The organism is Bradyrhizobium sp. CAR08 (genome assembly GCF_052871955.1).
Genome location: NZ_JBIXJX010000006.1, coordinates 336,259 through 354,102, shown reverse-complemented (window position 1 = coordinate 354,102; position 17,844 = coordinate 336,259). Strand labels below are relative to the sequence as shown.

Annotated in this window: 16 protein-coding genes; 1 reads left to right on the top strand and 15 read right to left on the bottom strand. The window is 60.3% G+C overall.

From position 1 onward, the window contains the following. Positions 1-288: 288 nt before the first annotated feature. Entirely contained in the window at positions 289-2,715 is a 2,427-nt protein-coding gene (locus tag ACIPUD_RS15830; protein ID WP_446481097.1) for a type IA DNA topoisomerase, read from the top strand. Between the two features lie 15 nt (positions 2,716-2,730). Here the strand turns inward: ACIPUD_RS15830 and ACIPUD_RS15825 are convergent, their stop codons facing one another. From ACIPUD_RS15825 to ACIPUD_RS15755, 15 genes are all read right to left on the bottom strand, one after another. Then, on the bottom strand, positions 2,731-4,167 hold the full coding sequence (locus tag ACIPUD_RS15825) for a tyrosine-type recombinase/integrase (RefSeq protein ID WP_446481096.1): 1,437 nt from the start codon (positions 4,165-4,167) through the stop codon (positions 2,731-2,733). 112 nt (positions 4,168-4,279) lie between these two features. Continuing rightward, the gene (locus ACIPUD_RS15820) at positions 4,280-4,951 is read right to left on the bottom strand and encodes a DUF6538 domain-containing protein (protein ID WP_446481095.1); all 672 of its coding nucleotides are present in this window, start codon (positions 4,949-4,951) and stop codon (positions 4,280-4,282) included. Positions 4,952-5,012: 61 nt separating this feature from the next. Further along, entirely contained in the window at positions 5,013-5,315 is a 303-nt protein-coding gene (locus tag ACIPUD_RS15815) for a tyrosine-type recombinase/integrase (protein WP_446481094.1), read from the bottom strand. A gap of 421 nt (positions 5,316-5,736) precedes the next feature. After that, positions 5,737-6,897, bottom strand: a complete 1,161-nt coding sequence (locus ACIPUD_RS15810; protein ID WP_446481093.1) for an LPD7 domain-containing protein — start codon at positions 6,895-6,897, stop codon at positions 5,737-5,739. Then, a complete protein-coding gene (locus tag ACIPUD_RS15805; RefSeq protein ID WP_446481092.1) occupies positions 6,881-8,827 on the bottom strand; it encodes a type IV secretory system conjugative DNA transfer family protein in 1,947 nt (648 codons plus the stop codon). Before ACIPUD_RS15805 ends, ACIPUD_RS15810 begins: the two co-directional genes overlap by 17 nt. After that, complete coding sequence (gene virB11 / locus ACIPUD_RS15800; RefSeq protein WP_446481091.1) at positions 8,793-9,824, bottom strand: P-type DNA transfer ATPase VirB11; 1,032 nt, start codon at positions 9,822-9,824, stop codon at positions 8,793-8,795. Before virB11 ends, ACIPUD_RS15805 begins: the two co-directional genes overlap by 35 nt. After that, a complete protein-coding gene (gene virB10, locus ACIPUD_RS15795) occupies positions 9,821-10,966 on the bottom strand; it encodes a type IV secretion system protein VirB10 (protein WP_446481090.1) in 1,146 nt (381 codons plus the stop codon). Before virB10 ends, virB11 begins: the two co-directional genes overlap by 4 nt. 11 nt (positions 10,967-10,977) lie before the next feature. Continuing rightward, entirely contained in the window at positions 10,978-11,826 is an 849-nt protein-coding gene (gene virB9, locus ACIPUD_RS15790; RefSeq protein ID WP_446481089.1) for a P-type conjugative transfer protein VirB9, read from the bottom strand. Next, positions 11,823-12,494, bottom strand: coding sequence for a virB8 family protein (locus ACIPUD_RS15785; RefSeq protein ID WP_446481088.1), 672 nt, complete (start codon positions 12,492-12,494; stop codon positions 11,823-11,825). Before ACIPUD_RS15785 ends, virB9 begins: the two co-directional genes overlap by 4 nt. 350 nt (positions 12,495-12,844) lie before the next feature. Further along, positions 12,845-13,831, bottom strand: a complete 987-nt coding sequence (locus tag ACIPUD_RS15780; protein ID WP_446481087.1) for a type IV secretion system protein — start codon at positions 13,829-13,831, stop codon at positions 12,845-12,847. Positions 13,832-13,842: 11 nt separating this feature from the next. Next, a complete protein-coding gene (locus ACIPUD_RS15775) occupies positions 13,843-14,085 on the bottom strand; it encodes an EexN family lipoprotein (protein ID WP_446481086.1) in 243 nt (80 codons plus the stop codon). A 2-nt stretch (positions 14,086-14,087) separates the two neighbouring features. After that, complete coding sequence (locus ACIPUD_RS15770; protein ID WP_446481085.1) at positions 14,088-14,807, bottom strand: type IV secretion system protein; 720 nt, start codon at positions 14,805-14,807, stop codon at positions 14,088-14,090. Continuing rightward, complete coding sequence (locus ACIPUD_RS15765) at positions 14,804-17,170, bottom strand: VirB4 family type IV secretion/conjugal transfer ATPase (RefSeq protein WP_446481084.1); 2,367 nt, start codon at positions 17,168-17,170, stop codon at positions 14,804-14,806. The genes ACIPUD_RS15770 and ACIPUD_RS15765 overlap by 4 nt, the downstream gene beginning before the upstream one ends. Beyond that, a complete protein-coding gene (locus ACIPUD_RS15760) occupies positions 17,163-17,501 on the bottom strand; it encodes a type IV secretion system protein VirB3 (RefSeq protein WP_009859428.1) in 339 nt (112 codons plus the stop codon). Before ACIPUD_RS15760 ends, ACIPUD_RS15765 begins: the two co-directional genes overlap by 8 nt. Beyond that, the gene (locus ACIPUD_RS15755) at positions 17,501-17,797 is read right to left on the bottom strand and encodes a TrbC/VirB2 family protein (protein ID WP_009859429.1); all 297 of its coding nucleotides are present in this window, start codon (positions 17,795-17,797) and stop codon (positions 17,501-17,503) included. Before ACIPUD_RS15755 ends, ACIPUD_RS15760 begins: the two co-directional genes overlap by 1 nt. Positions 17,798-17,844: the final 47 nt, after the last annotated feature.

Here is a 17,844-nt window from a genome sequence, read left to right as displayed (position 1 = left end):
GTTTGCGCTTCTTCAAAACAGCCAGCTAAATGGACTTAATTAGGTCCGGATCCACCGACAGCAGAATAGACGCTTGCATTCGGCTGACATGCAGCCTTCGCGAGCGCTTATTTATCGGTAGCCTGATTCCACCCACCCCATCTTGACCTATCCAGCCCTAAAGCCACACGCGTGCAAGCGCAATCAGAGAGGTGCCGGCATCCTCTTCGGTAGCTTGCGGGCTTGTTATGTTCACTATATGTTCCATCGTCTACGCGCTTCGATTCCATTTCTGCCAGCCCTATCCCTATGCCCAATCAAATTGTCATCACGGAGAAGACCAGCCAGGCGAAAGACGTCCGTGCCGCCGTTGGCTCACGCTACGGAGATGTCCTTCCGGCCGAAGGCCACCTGTTCGACCTCCTCGAACCTGAGGATGTTGTGCCGGCCTGGAAGCGCTGGTCGCCGATACTTTTGCGGCCGGAAGGCCTTTATGACACTCGCCCGGCAGAGGGCGGAAACAAAGCGACCAAGCTCGCAGCCATTCGTGATGCGCTGCGCACCGCCAAGCGGGTGTGGCTCGCCACTGACTGTGACCGTGAGGGTCAGCTCATCGGCCAGGAAATTCTCGAGCATTACAAGTATCGCGGCGAGGTCATGCGGGTGCTGTTCACCGCGCAGGATTCGCAGACCATCCGTGACGCATTCGGTCGGGCAAAGCCAAATACCGAGTATGCACGCCTTTATGCCGCCGCCGTCGCGCGTCGGCAGGCCGACCAGATCTACAATTTGTCACTCACCCGGACTGCAACCGTTGTCCTGGGTCGAGGTACGCGGAGAGTGATCGGCGTCGGCCGAGTGAAGACGCCGACGTTGGCCATTGTGTGCAAACGCGAGTTGGAAATCCGCGATTTTGTGCCCCTCGCCTATTTTGAAGTTGTCGCTACCGCGAAGGTGGAGGGGGGCCAATTCCAGATGCGGCACGCGCCGCAGGACCGGATTGTTCGACGCCAGATTGCCGAGGACGTCGTCAAAGCAGCCGAAGGCTTCGAAGGCGCGCTCAACGTGCGCGTCGACGATAAGCGTCAAGGACCGCCGAAACTGCATGATTTGCCGTCGCTGCAGAAACTTTGCGGCTCACGCTTCGGCTGGCCGGCCAGCAAGACACTTGAGGTGGCGCAGGAGCTCTATGACGGCCAGGGCAAGAAGATCATCACTTACCCGCGCGCCGAGGTACGCTATCTGCCGGCGAGTTTGATTTCGGACGTGCCGCGGATCGTGGCCGGCCTGCGGGTGGGCCAATCGTTCAGCGCGATTCCGGTGCCCGTGCCGCCGGTTACCCGTAGAGGCGCGAGCGGCACGTTTTACGACAAGGGGTTGGAGGGTGCGAGCCATCACGCCGTCATTCCCAACGCCAACACCATCGACAAACTGCCCGAGGTCTGGCCTCGTCTTTCGTCCGACGAGAAGAAACTGTTCGACGTTATCGCGCGGGCCTATCTCGCCGCTTTGATGCCTGACTTCCGCTACCGGCAGACAACCGCAACGCTCGACGTGCGGGGCTGCGAATTCCGCGCCGCCGGCCGCCAGCCCATCGATCTCGGCTGGCGAGCAGCGTTCCCGGAGTGGCAACCCGCGGACGAAAAGGGCGACGATGCGCAATTGCTGCCGCCGCTGCGCAACCGCGAGATCGCGCAGTTGCAGGATCCAAAAATCGAAGACAAGGAAACCCGGCCTCCACCGCGTTATAATGAAGGAACTCTGATCGAGGCTATGCAGAATGCCTGGCGTTTTGTTGATGACGAGGTCCTGCGGGATCGCTTGAAGGAGGCCAAGGGTATTGGTACGCCCGCAACCCGGGCCGAGATCATCGGAGGGCTGAAGAAGCAGGGTTTTCTGATTGCCCAGGGAAAGCACATCGTGCCGACCGAGGCCGGCCTATCGCTGTTCGGCATTCTCAAACAGGCCGATCCGGCGCTGGTCGACCCGGGCGTGACGGCGCAACTTGAATGCCTGCTCGACGATGTCGTTGTCGGTAAGCAGGAAATGATCGGTGCGATTGACGCTGTGTGCGATGTCGCCCAACGCATCATCGGCAAGCTCACGGAGGGCACCGTTACCGAAGGGCCTCCCTTGCTTGGCGCCGCAGTCGGCAACGGCGCTGCAGCATATCCGCCCACGCCTGCGATGAAGCGCTTTGCCGACAGTCTTTGCCGGAAGGGCATCAAGCCCCCGCCTGGCTACAAGACGTCGATTTCGATCTGCGGCGCGTTTCTCAAGCAGCACGCCCCTAAGAAAGCCGACGGTGAAACGGCTGGGAAGCTCGAACCCAAGCCGGTCAGTCCCGCACAGTTGTTGTACGCTACGAAGATCGCGCTCGGGAAAGGCGTCGTCGTTCCCGACGAGGCCAAGGCCAACTCGGCTACAATGGCCGCATGGATTGATTCGAACAAAGGCACGAAGCGCAAGAGCGGTCGCAAGACCGCCTGCTGGCCGCCAGGATCAATTGCGCCCAAATCGACGGCACTGAGAAAGATCGCCCGAAAACGAAAGGCCGCTGCTGCCGCCGGTGCATCAATGTCCGTCCAACCATATCCGGCGGCAGGGACGCCGCTGCGGATTCCTTACGGCAACAAGGATCTCGCTTTGAAGCTTGGTGCCCGCTACCGCTCGGCTGGATGGTATGCGCCGCCGGGCGTTGACCTTACCGAATTTGGCGAGCGTGGTTGGCTTTGACACAGGCCGACAATTTCAGCTATCAGGCCAACCACTTTGCGACGATATCGTTCGTTCAGGATCTCGACCGATTTCATAGAGGCGAGTTCGCGCAGAATATCCGGGTTTTGTTCGACCTTGCTCCCAGTCCCGCACTGCTCCACAAGAAAATCCATAAGCATCGGCAAATTCCTTCTGCGACATTCCCAAATCTGCGCGCAGATTACGCACACTAATTGCAGCTTCGTCGGCCTCGCGAGCAATGGGGCGGGAGCGCTCTTTGGCGACTCCCCCAGCGTTCTCTGACGGGCCATTTTCTCCCTCTGAAGCCCCTCGCTGTAATGACGCCACCAAAGTTTTCCGACGATGCGGGTTGCGAGATGTTTTTACGAACACGTCCTTAAACACGTCAAGGTTAACTCCGTTCGCGATCGGGAGAGATGCGATCTGTTGCAACTGCGCAGACGTGAGAATTTTAGAACCGTAGTTCAGAGCAACCCCCTCGAGAGAGTGCCCTGCGTGGAGAGCAATTGTGCGCTCCTCTACCTTGCCTTCGCGCGCCCAATCCTTGAAACTATGACGCAAGGAATGAAAGACATACTCCGAGCCCATTTCCAGAGATTCAAACAGACGCTGCATGCGCTTGGAAGCAACACCGCTGGGGCGTTTCGGAGCAGCGGCACTTCGGCGCTTACTCTCATAAAGCTCAGGAAAAAGATAAATATGGCCTTCGTCGCGCTGCCGATCGACCCAATCTATAAAGCCGAGATCTGTAAGCTTATGATGGAGCGCAAAACGCCTCAAACTATCGGGGTTTTTGATCTGTCGATTCTTTCTGCCTTTTTTGCGTGATTTTTTCTTACTGGTGTAGCTCAGAGCCATGGACGTTTCACTGTCAATCCGGGAGGAGAGCCGGCCGGTCCAAACGCCGTCGATCAGTTTTATGTCCTGGGTTCGGAGGCCAACGAGTTCGCCTAGTCGAGCACCCGTCAAATATCCAAGGAGAGGAAGCCAGACGTCCTCCGGTCGTTTCGACCCGGCATCCCGAGTGCACTCTTGAAATAATGCATTTAGTTGAGCCCTCGAAAGTGGATAGCGGTCCTCTGGCGGGGGCATCCCCTTCGGAATATGAACGTGCTTGTAGTCGAAAGGATATCGCACCTTGTGCCTTGCGCAGAGCCACCTGATCGCCGTCTTAACTTTGCCAATGTAGCCCACTCTGGCGGTGCCGTAAGAAAGGGAGTCCTCGCGATCCTTTAGAGGAATCTCTTTGTTTTCAGCAATCGCCGCGTCCAAGGTCTTTCCGCGCCAATCGGGATCAATGGTATGTCGCTTAGGGAGATACTGAAGTTGGTCGGCGAATTTATCCAGATCTTGAATATCGTAGTCGGCAATTCGCTTGTCCGCGACCAACGACATGAAGGCTTTCAATCGATGCCTGAAGTACTTCGGTTCGCGGGAGTCCTTCGGCAACTGATTTTCTTTTGTTTTAATAAATTCTTCAAAACATTCGCTAAGAAGAGGGCCTTTATATAAAAGCAGCTCTTGGATTTCGTGTTTCCGTCGATGCCCGTCTCCACTTTCCCTAACAGGCGCGCGCTCTTTTTATTGGCAGCGTGGAAATTAGCTTCAAACTTCCTGGCTTTGGCGGAAACTTGCGAGACTCGATCCTTCCACGCATGAAAATCATCCTTATAATTTTCATTAAGATCTTCCAGATCCTGTGTCGTACTGCGAAAAGCGCGCGATTTCGACTGAAGGTCAGTGAAGACAGTTTCGTAATCTCGATCAAGGTCTTTGCGAACTCATTCCATCCGGCATGAACATTTTCGAAAAGTTGCTTTTGCTTTTCGGCCATTGCCACGAGTTCAGCGGGATCCCCCGAATTTTTCCGGCTGTCGAATTTTTCTAGTTGCTCGGCGTCGCGATTGATGCGCTGAACCTCAGCCAGAAGAAAGTCGGTGAACTGTCGACGGATCGCAGCCTGCGATCCGCGATGGTCTTCCTCTGTCCACGACTCGTCTCCATTAGCTTCATCGCTGTGAATTCGGAGGCGAGAAAATCCACGATATCGCATTGCCGAGAACCATCGCTCTGCCCCGCCAGCGAGATGGCGGGCGTAGCGGGACGCCACTCGATTGCTCTGAACGGGCAGACGAACCCTGAATGGCGACGAACCGAGGGCTGGTTTCAGGTCGGAAGGAGGCCTTAGTTGGAAGAACCAGGTCTGACCGCGAAGCCAAAGATAAGACGCCATGTGTACGCTGCCGTGTACTGTGGGGCAGCAGACCTGAAAAAATCGTCAAGAAATCATATGGTTAACTTTGGCGGAGAGAGTGGGAGCGAACCCGCGGTACGGCATTGGCACGTGCCGTGGTGAACGCGGTGACAATTCTAGATAAACAAAGCCGCTCAAAAGAGCGGCTTCCTGGCTTGATGCTGCGAGTACAGCGTCGCCAGCGCGGCCTTTGTTGGTGACGATGGATGCCGAGCAGTTGAGACGACAGCATCACGTTGCGATCCTTCGCGCCTTTGCCGTGGCGCACCTGGATGACACCGCGGGTGCTGTCGATGTCCTCGATCCGCAGTCCCGCGACCTCGGAGGCCCTGAGCCCGGCCATAGGCGGTGGTGAGCGCGGCGCGGCTCTTCAGGCTCGACATGAGGGGGTGGGCTCCGACACCCACATCCTCTCAGCCAGGAGGCGATCTACGCCACCTCGCCAGGCACGCCGCGTCAGCGGCTTCTTGCGTCGCAGGTTACAACGCGGAGGGGGGGCACAGTTTGTGACCCAGGCGTGACCCAAAAAAACAGCTGCAGTTGCCGAGGCATAGCTTGAATTCGAAGTGCTTGATTCTTCGGTGGTATTGGTGGGCGCACCAGGGCTCGAACCTGGGACCCGCTGATTAAGAGTCAGCTGCGCCGTTCGGAAGAACGGAAGAACTGCTTTATCGAGGCCTTATGCAAGCTTTCGGCCAGCAGACGTCACCGGCGACGAGACGATTACCTGACGGTGGGAAACCGATAACAATAGGAGACGAAATTCAGCGCTCTTGCTCCTTCGCTCTTAGCCGCCCTGCATGACGGGCGTCGCCTTTTTGGGTTCCCGGTCGATGACGGTCCTGAACAGGGTCTAGAATCGTCGCGCGCGCAAACGAATGACCATTTTCGAGATGGCGCGCGATCCGCTCCTTGGCGAAGGCCATAATGCTCTGGCGGGCATTCTCATCGTTCGGCAGCGCGCGTTCAACAAGCTTGTTGATGACGACAATCTGCGATTGGACCGCGAGCAGGTCGGAATCATGCGCGGCCGCCGGTCGCTCTGCACGGCGTGCCTCCACCGTCACGCTCCACTTGTTGCGCCACATCTGGCGCCGTTCAGTGCTGGCGATTCCTGTAGCGGCGTCTAGGAACTTGATCGCCCTGATGACGGGTTCGACGCCTTCCCTGCGCAGAGAGATGCGGTCGCCAGGCTTGCCGCCACTGTTTGCGACGTCCTTTTCAAGGCCGACGCCCCACACCTGATGCCGCCGGCTATCCTCCAGTTCGATGGCTACATAGGTTGATGGCTCCGCGTCGGGGCGGTTGCGGTAGGTGCCGTAACCGACCTCCATCAGACGTCCGGAAACACCCTTATCGTAGTCGAGCCTATCCGCCCGCAGCGGCCTTTCCGGAGCCGAGCGAACCTCTAAATCGTTGGTCCGGGCCTGGGCTCGTTCCCATGCGGCTCGTCGATCAGCGAGCGCCTGGCCATCAAGCTCACTTGGTTCATAACCCTTCACATCCATGAAGCGCGCGCGTGCCTCGAGCCACGCTTCGCGTCGGAACTCGACGGAACCACGGACGTGAAGGGCCTCCCACTGGCGATGTTGTGCGACGCTGACCATGTCCCGGATCACTTCGGCGGCAGCTATGCGGGTGACAAGGCGATCGTCAGTGGTCTTGAACGCGAGGTACTCTCTCCGCTCATCAGCATAGAGCCGCGCCTGGCGGTCCGATCCATCCTTTTCGGATTCACGCGCCACCACGTAATATTTCCGACGGATTCGGTCCGGAAACGCACTATCGGTGACCTCCGCGGATGGAGGCTTGTTGGGTCGGGTTGCTATTGACTCGTATTCGCCCTTTTCTCGGATGGAAGCGCGGCCCGCGTGACGTTGCCGCTCCAGGCTGAATTCCTCGCGAGCGTCATGCCTGTCGTTCATGCTGCTCAACCTTCTGCTTGCGGCCGGTCCGCCGCGTCGGCGGAATGACCTGAGCGTCGATGTAGTTCAGGGTCCAGGCTTTCAGGTCGTGTTCGGAGAGGCCTGCAAGCTCGACATCCACGTCCCCGAAATCGAAACTTGCGCCGGCAGGGATCGTCGAGGGATCGGCGACCTCCTCGTCGGTCATCGGTCGCGACCGAAATACCATGCGGAGCTCAGCGACTTCAGACCGAAGCTCTTTGATCTCTGCCTCAATCAGCGCATTCGAGCGGCCTTTGGGCATCTCCGGGGTGGGCGCCGACAGTAAACGCCGCAGGAAGGCGTTGTCTTCGTAATATACGATCTTGTCGGCGATGACGGGCGGCAGCCCCGAGGCTAGGATGAAGACCTTGGACCTAGGCAAGAGTTTCAATTCCTGCGGCAACATCAGGGCGCGACGATGCTCGGAGATGGTCTCGCTGGTCGAACGCGTCGCAAGCCCTTTTGGTCCGCTGCGGCTGCGCGCCTTCACGGTGTCGTAGCCAATGCGCTCCGACAGCTCATTGGCCACATCCTGCTCCTTCGGGGCGAAGACGACCTCGACGGCGTGGTTCGTCATGAAATTGCGGGCAGCATCGATGCCGTAGATCGCGCGCAGTTGCGCTGGGCTCTGTATCACGGTGAGAAGGCGGATGCCGTATCCGGCAATAAATGCCACCGATTTCGCAAGCACATTGACATTGCCCAGCGCTGGGAATTCATCAAGCAACAGCAGCACCTTGCGATTGAGCTTTGGATTCTGCTCCGGCAGCTCGCGGGTGTTGAGATCCACCACCTGCTGAAAAAACAGATTGAGAAGCGGCGCCATGCGGTCGAGATTGTCAGGTGTTACGCCGAGGTAGATCGACATTGGCCGTTGCCGTAGCTGCCGTAGATCGAAATCGTTGGTCGATGTCGCTGCATCGATGCGGGGGTTGAGCCAGAGACCGAGCCTTGCGGTAACGGTCTTGCGCACCGAGTTCATGGTGTTTTCGGAAGCCGCGAGGAAGTCGTTCAAGGCGCTGACGCAATGTCGCGACAGTGGTGAAGGGCCGCTTTTGCGAGCGACAATGAGTTTCTCAAAATGCGACTTGAGGTCGCTCGCTGCCGAGAGCTGGTGCAGGATTTCGCCAATCGTCAAGGGCAAGCCAGGCGTTTCCGCGACATAGCCGCCAATTGCCACAAAGGCCGACCGTGCCGCCTCGAACCAGAATGGGTCGCCGCGGCTTTCGGCCGGAAACAGCATCACCGCGATGCGCTGGAGATCGTCATAGAGATCGGCGGGATCGCTGCGGACATAGCCCAGCGGATTATAACGCGCCGTGCGACCGTTTTCCTCGAGCGGGTCGAACAGATGGACCTCCTGCCCATGCGCTGCACGAAATCCCGCCGAGCGATCCCAGTTCTCCTTCTTCACATCCAGCACGACAACTGAATCTCGCCAATTGAGCAGGTTAGGAATGACATAGCCGACACCTTTGCCGGCGCGAGTTGGCGCGTAGACCAGGACGTGTTCCGATCCGCCAAAGCAGAGCAGTTTGCCGTCCTTGCGGCCAAGCAGCACACCCTCCTTGGATCGTAGGCCGGCGGCCTTGATCTCGCGCTCCGAGGCGAAACGGGCCCTGCCATGAAGCGGCGGAGGACGCTGCCGGAGGACAGCGCCGAGCAGGCCAAAGACGACGATCACCCCCGCTAGCGTTGAGAGCGTCAGCCAGCGGTCAAACCGTGGGTCAGTGCCGTATCGGGGCCAGCCCGTGGCGATCTCGGACCAATGGATGCCTCCATCGTGATGCCTGAGCCCGAGCAGCAGAACATTCGAGGCGACCAGCAGGAACAGCCCGATGGCGCCGACCGCAAGCGCAGTGCCGAGCGCGAACCTAGTGGGCGTGGTCGCGTTTGCGAACGGGCTCATAGTAGATTTCCGAGATGCGGTACCGGCCGTCTCGCTTCTGCATCTGGACGACAACGTCGACCAGAAGCAGTAGCAGGGAGCGGATATCGTCGCGATGAAGGTCACGGCCCTCCGCGCTTTCCTTCACCAACAAAGTCAGTTGCTCGAAGGCGAGCCGGGCGCTATCGGCGTGGACCGTCGTGATCGACCCCGGATGGCCGGAGTTCACGTTCCTTAAATAGAAGAACGCGGTCCCATCCCGAAGCTCCTGCAGCAGGATCCGATCTGGTCGCATCCGCAAGCACGACTCGAGCAGTTCGCGGGGGCCAATTTTGGCGACGCCGTGGCCGTCCTTGGCATAGAGCAGCCGCACGCAATTCTGATGGGGGATGACAAGCTCGGCAGTATCCTCAATCGTGATGAGCCGCTCATGCGACGGAATCGCCGCGATTAGCGCCTTGGACAGAGTGGTCTTGCCGGAACCGGTCGCTCCGGAAATGAGAATGTTGCGGCGAGCTCTCACGGCCAGCTCGAGGAACTCGCGCCATGCGCCGGCTTCCTTTAGGGCAAGTAAGCGATGCTCGTCAGGGCTGAGCTCATTCCCCGTGACACGGATCTCGTCGAACAGCTTTGCCTGCTCGAAGGCGTCAAGCGTCATGGTCAGGGTCGAGGGCTTGCGGATCGTCAGACTTATCGTCCCGGCCGGCACAGCCGGCGGGACCACGATCTGACAGCGCTCCTCGCCGATCAGGGTCGTCGACACCACTGGATGCTCCGCACCGATGTCCTGGCGGGTGTGACCAGCGGCGGCAGTCGCCAGATGCGAGAGGTAGGCATGCGTCAAAGCCGGCGCCTCATGCCGGGTCCAACCGCCCGGCCCTTCCACGAAGATCTCGCCCGGGCGGTTGACGACGATTTCGGTCAGGCTCTTGTCCGCCAGGTATGGGGCCAGCGGCTCCAGATAGCGCTCCAGCACCAGGGGGCCACCGTCGCGTTCGCTCGGTGCACCCGCGCTCATTTCGTCACCACAGCCGGGGCCACGATTGTTCCAGGGATGGTGCGGTCGAGAATCTGGGTCCGGGTCTCGATTCGCCGAAGTTGATAGACCGAGGAGAAATCGACGTCGCGCGCAACAAAGATGTTCACGAGTTCGCCCTGGTTCTTATTCAGCGTCGGCGGGATGTTGATCGACTGCTCAACCGCAATAGCGGCGGCCGTATTGGTGGCGCCCGCGGTGTTGTTGATTTGGATAGAGCCGTCCTGCAGCTGCTGGCGCCCGATCGAGGAGGCATCGTTGACGATCGACAGCAGGAGCGCCGAGCCAAACCGCTCAAAGAAGTGGGTGTCGATGTCGCCGTCGAAGCCGGCACGGCCCAGCGCATCGGTGGCCGGCGAGGACAGGGCTGCAATCACGCCGGTCGGCGTCTTGGCGCGGGTCCACAGCACGAACAGGCGCTTTGAGCCGCGCCGCACATTGCCGCGATACTCGCCAACCACCTGCGTGCCTTTTTCCATCAGCACCACGTTGCCGGAGTCCGACATCACGTCGCGTATGACGACGCAGGAGACGAAGCCGGCCACATCAGACGACATCGCAGTCTCCAGTACGCACGGAATTGAAGTACCCTGGGTGACCAGCAGATTGCGGTTGGGAAGCCGCGCGGCGCGCACGCCCTCGATCGGCGTAGGTTTCAGCTTGTCGCCAAGGTCGTTGCGCGGCTCGCCCCGTCCAAACCCATAGGGATCGGCAATGACACTTCCGGTCACGCTATCGCGGGCGGGACGCCCGGAAGAAACGGGCCTATTATAGGCCAAGACTGGGGCGCGCCGGGCGCTCTCCAGCAGCTGGTCGGAGGCGGGCGCCGGCGCCGCTGGCGCAGCTGCGACCGGCGTGGCTGCAATTGAAGCGGTGATGATTGGTGCAGACGGCGGTTCCGGTGCGGGCTCGAACGCCGCCGCCGGCCGGATCATGAGCTTGCGGGCGGAATCGCTGACTGGCTTATCGCTCTTCCAGGTGCTCCAGATGATCAGAAAGGCAAAAGCGGTCAGCGCCAGCGCGCCGAAGCCGCGCTTAAGCATCGCCGTTCGACCATTCTCCCCTCCTCCCACGGGGGTAATGCCGCGGTCGCCGGCAATCGTCTCATCGTCATGCTCGGTCATGTCGCGCCCGCCTATCGTGACTTCAGGGATGGAGGTGATTTCTTCGCCCGCCGCTCAATCGACGGGCTGGTGGTATTGCCGGGGTTGATTCCCACTGCGTCGAATGCCTCGTTGAAAATGCAGAGCACGTTCTCGCCTTTGCGCAGCCGAAACTCTCGTGCTGTGGCATGAACGACCACGAGCTCGCCGCGGACATCCTTGGGCACCAGGCTTTCCGAGCCGTCTGAGTTGATCAGGTAGATCGCCGGAACTTCGCGGTTGCCCGCGAAGCGGAAAGTGGTCTCCTTGCCGTCATCGAACACGGCTTCCGGCTCGAGGTCGATCGATCCCTGGGCCGAAAACCGCCAGTTGCGCGCTCCATAGGCATGGTGCAAGTCGAAGGTCTGCTCGATCAGCGCGCCTTCCCGCTCGGCGCCCCGCGCGGCCGCTTCCATGCGCCGGCGCTCAATCTCGTCACCGGGATAGGCGAAGCGGACGACAAAATAACTGTCCGCCAGCGTGGTCTCGGCGATCGACAATTCGAACTGATACGAGCGCTTGCGGCCGTCGGGACGGGTGGTCACAACCTGCAGATTGGTCGGCGGATGCTTTTCCCGAGGCTTGAGGAACAAGATCGAGCCTGCCGGGGCAACCTCCCATGCGACGGAGTCGCCGATCGCGACATGCGCGACCTCCTCGTCATCAGCAAACAAAATCTGGGTTGAAGCCCGGATGACGCCGTTGACCCGCACCACGTTGGCCGGATCGTAAGCGACCGTGCGCACGCGAGCGTCGTGTTGACCAGGTGCCGGCTGCTGCAGCGCCAGTACCGGTCCCGCGAATCCAAGCGCAAAGATCATCAAAAGGACCGAACGTTTCATGGCACCACCTCCGGATCGGCGCGATATTCCGAAACCACAAAGCCGAGGGGGTTGATGAGACGGTCGGCGGAGGACATGGGCGCACTGGCATAGGAGAACGTCAGGGTCGAGACCCAATGGGTGATGCGGGTTTCCTCGCCCTTGCGGATCTCCTTCATGAACCGTACGGAGGCGACATTGTCGGCGAGAAGCGAGATCACCTTGATGCGTACCGTGGCGACCCCGAAACGGCCTTGAACGACCTGCGGGCTTTCAGGATTGGAGCCGCGGTACCATGCCGCGAAACGGGCTTGCTCGCCTGCGCCGGACAGCAAGGAAATGGTTCGAAAGTTGGTTTCCGCCTCCGGATAGCTGTAGCCCTCGCGTGCACGCACATAGCGGCCGAGAAAATACTTCGTCACGGCCTCATCGTAGCGCGCCGGCGTCGATTTAAGCGCGGAGACCGTGTCAACAATGCCGGTGGCATTATCGACCCGGATCACGAACGGCTCGACTCTCTTGAGCGGCGCAAGGGCCGCGACCGCACCGACCGAGGCGGCCGCCAATACACAGGCACCCGCGGCGATCACCCATGCCGTTCGGCGCGAACGATGGGCCGACAGCAACAGATCCTGTTCCCACCGGCGCGCGTTGTCGAAATAGGTCTTCAGATCATCCTGCCGGACCATCTCACGCCTCCTTGCCGCAGGCGCGGTAAGAGGCTGCAATGTCCAACCGAGAGCTCGAATTGGCGGTATGGCTGGATGGCGCTGACGGCCCGATCTCGCCTTTGCGGATGATGGGTGGTGGTGCCGATGGCGGAATTGGCGGCTCGGGCGCGGCCAATGGCGTGCCGTTCTCCCAATCCCAAAGTGAACGATTGAGCGGTCGGCGCGTCAGACCATCACAGGACGGCGGCCCCTTTGACCAGTTCGCGCAGCCCCCAAGCTGCCATGGGATAACGCAAATGATGAATAGTCGACGCCACATCGTTCTGATGCCCCTGTCTTTCCTGTCGCCTGATGCCGGCGATCTTTGCTTACGCTGTCGTAGTGCCCTGGGATCGGACCCGCCGCATACTGCCGCCCTGCCGGCTGGCTCTGACTGCAGCAAGACCCCGGCTTGCCGACCAGCGTGCGCCGGCATAAGCGCCGCCGGCTGCGGCCGTGGCATTGGCAATCAGGGGACTTGTGACCAGCCGGCTTGCGAGCGATGCCCCACCCCCGGCAAGACCGCCTGCGATGATCGGCAGTTGCAGCGAGATGTATCCGGACAGACCGAGCACTGCGCTGATCGCGACCGCGGCCACCACCATCTCGCCGGCTGTGCCCGCATTGGCTGCGAACCTGTCGATGAAGCCGCTGACCGTGCTTAACATCAGTCCGACCAGCGCGACCACCAGCACCAGCAGGATTACGAAATTCGCGACCTGCCGAAGCCAGGCTTCCGTAAACGGCCGCGTCGCCTCAAATAGCCCCAGCGCAATGAAGATCGGTCCGAGCGCTATGACGACGCCAAGACCAACTTTCGCGTAAAGCAGGATGGCAAACTGCAAGAAAGAACCAACCGCCACGAACACAAGCAGAATGCCCGCAATGAGCGCCGGCGCTACGTCGGTTATTCCTGCTTGATCGTAGATCTTGTTGGCAACATCGATCCCTTTCGAGAGAAGCTGATCGAAAGGAGCTCCGGAACTGGTGTTTAGTCCTGAGCCCGCTAATGCATTGCCGATTTCCTTGGGCAAGGAGTCGAAGAACAGGCCGGTGACGTATTGCTGGAACGCGCTTGAGTTGGTCGCGAGCAGAACCACAACCACGATCCGCATCGCCCGCCAGGCGAATTCCATGATCGGCTCGGAAATGGCGCCGCGCATCACAGCAAAACCGTAGAGGACCACATAGAGCATCACGGCCACGCGCAGCGGGCCATCGATGTACGACGCGAGATTCGCAACCGACGTCGACACGAATGCCGTTATCGGTTGCTCGAACTCCTTCAGGAAACTGTCGAAGACGTTTACGTGCATCGTGGCGGTCCTTACTTGATGGCGTCCTTCATCTCTTTGACGAAGGCCTTCTTGCGGGCTTCATTGGCGTTGATGCAGTCGGGAGTTTTCCCCCGCTCGCCCGGATTGTCGCGGCACGCCTTGAGGGCCATCGCAAGTGCATCCCGATGATCCAGAAACCAACCGACAGTTTTGACATGCTCACCCTCATTGGCGTCGTTGCAGCCCGTAAGAGCCGCCGCGGCGACGTTGAGGAGAACAACGGCAAGCCTCATCCTCATTGCAGGGCCGCCTTCATTTCATCGATGAGTTGTCGCCGTCTCTCCCGCTCGCGCTGCCCGTCCATGTCCATACGGGCTTGCTGGACCATCGCAAGGCCCTGCATCCGAAGCACATCGTTCTGCAGCAGCGCCTGTTCGGCCTGCAGCCGGGCTGACAAATCAAGGGTCTCCTTGACGTCTGTCGCACTGCTGATGCGAGTTCTGAGTTCCTCCAGCGCATCGATGCGCTGCGAAGCAGTGTCGTACACCGCCTGCCCCATGGAGTGCTTGGCGCCGGTCTGCCGTGCGATCCGGTCGAGCTCGCTCTGGTAATACGAATTGCCGCTGTTGCCGGCATATGCGCGGTTCTGCGTCAGGTAGTGGTCGATCGCGTCGGCGAAGTTGCCGCCCTGCCCCGCGACGAGACGTTCGATCTCTGAGAACTGTTGGGGCAGCGTTTTCCGGAACTGCGGTGTGTTCAAGAGCGCCCCGATCTCGTTGGCGTTGGTCCGCTTGTTGAAGCTGTCATAGAGCTGCTTGGCCTGGTTCAATTGATCCTGCGCTACCTTGAGCTGCGACGTCAGGGTATCGACCTGCTTCTTCAGCTCCGTCAGTTGCTCGAATTGCCGCGCGAAGACGTTGGGGTCGAACACAATCTCGGCTGCTGCCGGAGACGCGATCAGGAGGGCTGCGACTGACGCGGAGGCAAGCATCGCCGCCATGCGCTGAACCATCATCGAACTTTCCTCCGCTCCGCGTGAAATGCCGGCAGCCATTGGGCCGGATCGTCGCCGACCTCGCTGCGAATGCGATCGAGCAGCTCGACCGTTTCCGTCCGCCCTGACAGCACGGCAAGGGCGTCGTCGAAACCGCCGAGATCAAGTTCCGCCACGACCGAGTTGTGGCCCTGTTTGACGAGAAACCGCCGGCTCTCGGGCGCGAGCTCCTCCTTGATCAGGCGGAATTCAGTGTCGGTCAGATGGAAGCCGTCGACATAGTCCGATCGCGTTCCCCGCGCGTTCGCCAGGAAGATCTGCGTCGGACATTGCTCGACAATGGTGTGTGCGATCGGCGAGGCGAGTGCATCCCGGGGCGACTGCGTGCCGAACACCATGACGCCATTCTGCTTGCGGATGGTTTTCAGTTTGTTGTTGGCGAGATCCCGAAATGCCTCATCGCCGAGCGCCTTCCAGAACTCGTCGATGTCGATGATCAGACGCCGCCCGTCAATCAGCCGCTCGACCCGATGGAAGAGATACATCATCAGCGGCGTGCGAACGGTCGGATGATCCAGGAGGTCGGTCATGTCGAACCCGATGAACCTGGCGTCCAGCCCGATGGCATCTTGGTCGCCATCGAGCACCCAGCCGAACGGCGCGCCCCGGCACCATCGCTCCAGCCGCGCTCCAATGCCCTCGCGATCCTGCTGGCCGAGGAAGGCCCGCAGCGTCCCGAACGAGCGTTCCGCCTGCCGCAGTTGGCCAAGAGCTCTTAACCCGGAATCGATCCGTTCCTCCTCGGTCACGGTCAGCGGCCGGTTGTCCGGTGTGACGAGTTTCCGGACAAGTGCGCCGAGGAAAGACAGGTTCGCTGGCGTCAGCTCCAGCGCCTTGAGCGGCGCGCAGCCGGTTGCAATGCCGTTGTGGAGCGTCAGATACGTCCCGCCCGCGGCGCGGACGAAGAGTTCTGCGCCACGGTCCTTGTCGAAGAAGACGTAAGTGGCGCCAAGCCGCTCGGCCTGCGACAGTAGGAAGTTCTGCACGACGGTCTTGCCGGACCCGGACGGGCCGCAGATGAAGGTGTTGCCGAGATCGCCGTGATGGAACGAGAAGTAGAACGGCGAGCCGGAGGCTGTTTTGAGCATCGCAACTGCCGGACCCCAATGGTTGCCGGCAGCCCTCCCCGTCGGATAGGTGTGGAACGGGGAGAACGCCGCGAAGTTACGTGAGCTGATCGCTCCAGTTCGGGCCCGATATTTGAACAGCCCGGGGAGCTGGGCCCAATAAGCCGCTTCAAGTCCAAGATCTTCGCGCGCGACCACGCTACCGGCATCGGCCAGTGCGCGTCGCGCTACGCTCATGTGCTCCTGTAGCTCCGAAGGCGTTTCCGCATAGATCAGAAGCGAGAGGTGATGATCGCCGAGCGCAAATCTGTTGGATTCGAGATCGTCGAGCGCGTCAGCGAGTTCGTCGATCTGCGAGGCCGCCGGATCCTGAGCCGACACCAGCTGGTTCTGCTTGCGCGTCAGGACCGTCTTGGCGTCGGCCTTGGACAAAAACGCGAAGGATTGCGTGAGGATGGTCTCGAAGGGCGCGGAAAGCAGCGCGTTCAACAGCCCAGGTCTGGTGGACGCCGGATATTCCTTGATCCCGAACATGCCAGCGAAGCGCGATCCGCCGGCACCCCGGATTTCGATGGCTTCGCGGCCAAAGATGACACGGTTCGAATAGAGCGCGGGGCCGATCGGTCCTTGCGGCAAAGCGACCGGCAGCCACTCCCCACTTGTGATGGCGTGGAGCAGTTCCATCGGTTCTGAAAACACAACACCGTTGTGCTCGACTAATCCCATGGTCTGGGCACCGTAACGCTCCAGGGCCGCGACCATGTCGCGCCTGGCATCCTCGAGCCGCTTCAACGCGTCGCTGTCGACCTCGACCATGTGTGCAACGCTTCGGCCAAGCTGCTTGAAGAACGCTGCGGCCACGTCCGTGGTGGCACGGCCGGGATGCCAGACCAGTGTCAGATAGAGATCATTACGAAAGAGCGCTTCGTGACGAAGCCGATCGCGATATTGCGCGTCAAGCGCGGCTGCAAATGTCGATCGGAATGTACCGGCCGGATAATTGGACGTGCGGCGGCGCACCAGATGGGTCCATAACGCCAGCCGTGGATCCGCAACGTTGCGCAGTGTGAGGTTCAGCTTGGCGTGAAGGTCGTTCAGATCCGCCGTTTCGGCGGTTTCGAACGAAGTTCCGTCAAGCCTGATCACCGTGAGCAGCGCTCGTGTCGTGAGACTGATCACCGTATCCGTGACATGCCGGCCGAACGGCAGGTAGACGTCAGGCCCGATCTCTCTGGTCTTGAGCGCTGCGTTACGCATATCCAAGGTCTCTTGTTCGATATCGCCGAACGAGCTTGAGCGGCGTGCAGGACGATCCACCCCAAAATGACGTGTTGCGCGTGCGCCCTCGCGTTTCGATCCAGGCCAGCAGAATCCTGAACATGTTGGGGTCGTGCCGGCAGATGATGCGGCAAAGCCCATGGATGGGAATCGCGACCAAACCGTAGAGAATGCTGCCAGCTACTAGAAACAGGATGCAGGAAAACATCACGTTGAGCGCCATAGCCTCCATCGTCACGCCGGCGACCATGGCCGGACGCGTGCAGGCCAGGAACAAGGTGTCCTCCGTGAGACGCGCGGACTCGGTCATCAATGACCCCCAGTCAAGGTCGAAACCACCTCGGAGGCGCCGAACGTGATGGCGACGCCGAGCACGACATAGGCCGCCTTGCGCAGATCGAGATACCCGAACATCCAGGCGATGCCGACGATAATGACCGCTAGCGTCGCCAGCAGGCGGGCGACGTTGCCGGTCAGCATGTTGACGATGTTTTGCAGCACGCCTTCGATGTTCGCCGTCTGCGCGAACGCCGGCTCAACCAAGGCGACGCTGAGAACGGCGCCCAAGCAAAGGAGGGCAGCGGAGTGTTTAACAGGAGAAGTCATGGTACGGCTCCGATTGGCACTGCAGCCGGACCCCAGCAGCCCGGACC